Raw genomic sequence first — 1709 nt, 5'->3', positions numbered from 1 at the left:
CGATATTATGTAGCATTCGCACAAGATTTTATCTCTAAAATAAGCTAAAATTCTGCCATAAGCATATCATAAAGGATTTTATTATGGCGGAATCTCACGTTCTTTCGGCACTTATAGCCAAACACGCAGAACTTCAAGGCAATATCAATCATTATAAAGTCATCATCTCAAGCCTAAAATCTGAATTAGAAATCATCAATAAAGCTATCGCCATCTTTGACCCTTGCTATAAAACTAGCTCAGTACCTGCCAAAAAGAGTAAAATTTCATACTTTGCACGTGGTAAGCTAACTAAAAAATGTATAGAGTGTTTAAAAATCAAGTCCAGCAGTATTGATGAGATAATGCAGTTTTTATTTAAAGATGAAAAAGTAGATAGTGTATTTATCGCAAATTATAAGCAAAACATTTATGCTTTATTATCAAGGCTTATCAAGCGAAATAGCATATCGTATTTTATAGATAATGGCGTTAAATTCTATCAAATAGACAAAATTTAAGCCCCTAATCTCTCAACAACTCTTTTGTTGCCTTGCCAATAACCACAAAACTCATTAGATATTGAATTGTTAGCTAAACAACGAGCAAGAATATCATCAAATATAGCCTTATTATCAAGCCTACGAGTATCTTCACGATAAGCTATCTCATTAACATAGTTTGAGAGATATAACACTCCTATTCTATGAAGCTGTCCGTATTGCATACGTCTAAACCTAGCGTTAAAGCTCTCCGATTGATTGTTATTCTCTCCATTTACTCCGCTATACTCTATTTGATGATTAACACGCTTTAAGTCATAGTGGGCTAGTAAATCATCGTAAGCAGAATTCTCATCAGTATGGATTTGAGAGTTTTTATTTATATGAGTTTTAGCAATAGAGTTTATATCGACATTGTTTTCACTCTTTAAAACAAAGGTCTTAGTTTTACTAGCACCTTTGCCTTTTAAATTTCTTTCACGAAGCGATATAATAACTCTCTTGTTTGGTTTAAATACCTTACGCCTATCTACCCTATCATCTATATGATTTTTAGGTCTAACGTAGCCATTAACATAAACTCCATCTATCTCTACTACCCCATCAAGCTTATTATCGTTATATTCAAGCAAACTCTCACGTATCTTATGAGCTAATACCCAAGCCGTTTTATACTGAACATCTAAATCTCTACTAAGTTGTAAGGCTGATATGCTTTTAGTAGCATTAGCAAATATAACGATAGCAAGTAGTATCGTTTTAAAGTCAAGCTTATGAGAGTGAAATATTGTTCCGCTTGTAACACTAAACGTATGAAAGCAATCCTTACAACGATATTGCAATCTACTTTCTATAAAGTAATGACTATTCACACTTCCACAACCCGGACAGACAGGATTGCCTTTATTGCTACTCCATCTAACTATTTTAAAATACTCATAACATTCACTTTCACTCATATTAGATATTTTTCTAACTGATATTTTACGTGCCGATGATGAGAGTAGGAAGTGTTGGGACATTTGTGAATCCTTTATGTGTTTTTATCTTTATTTATGATGATAAAATATCATAAATAATCTTAATAAATAATTATATTTAATATTATATCATTACAAATAAATATAAATCATTATAAATAATTGTTATTTTAATTTTATTATAAGCTATACCGTGTTATAATTATATAACTCAATAAGGAAACATAATGCACTACGAACAAAGAGC

General features: G+C 31.1%; 2 protein-coding genes. One reads left to right on the top strand and one right to left on the bottom strand.

The features are described from left to right. The first annotated feature begins 83 nt into the window (after positions 1–83). Positions 84–500 (top strand): hypothetical protein, encoded by a 417-nt coding sequence (locus CCAL5182_RS08930; protein ID WP_336610832.1) that lies wholly within the window; start codon positions 84–86, stop codon positions 498–500. Here CCAL5182_RS08930 and CCAL5182_RS08925 read toward each other — a convergent pair. After that, the gene (locus tag CCAL5182_RS08925; RefSeq protein WP_336610831.1) at positions 497–1504 is read right to left on the bottom strand and encodes an IS1595 family transposase; all 1008 of its coding nucleotides are present in this window, start codon (positions 1502–1504) and stop codon (positions 497–499) included. The two genes, CCAL5182_RS08930 and CCAL5182_RS08925, sit on opposite strands and share 4 nt — an antisense overlap. Between the last annotated feature and the right edge of the window lie 205 nt (positions 1505–1709).

The sequence above is a fragment of the Campylobacter sp. 7477a genome (assembly GCF_014892335.1).
GTDB lineage: Bacteria > Campylobacterota > Campylobacteria > Campylobacterales > Campylobacteraceae > Campylobacter_A > Campylobacter_A californiensis.
The sequence above is the reverse complement of the archived record's forward strand: the minus strand, read 5'-3'. Positions and strand labels throughout refer to the sequence as shown.

Coding starts and splice junctions, on each gene's coding strand:
- CCAL5182_RS08930 (WP_336610832.1), top strand. CDS start 84: ATGGCGGAATCTCACGTTCTTTCGGCACTTATAGCCAAACACGCAGAA.
- CCAL5182_RS08925 (WP_336610831.1), bottom strand. CDS start 1,504: ATGTCCCAACACTTCCTACTCTCATCATCGGCACGTAAAATATCAGTT.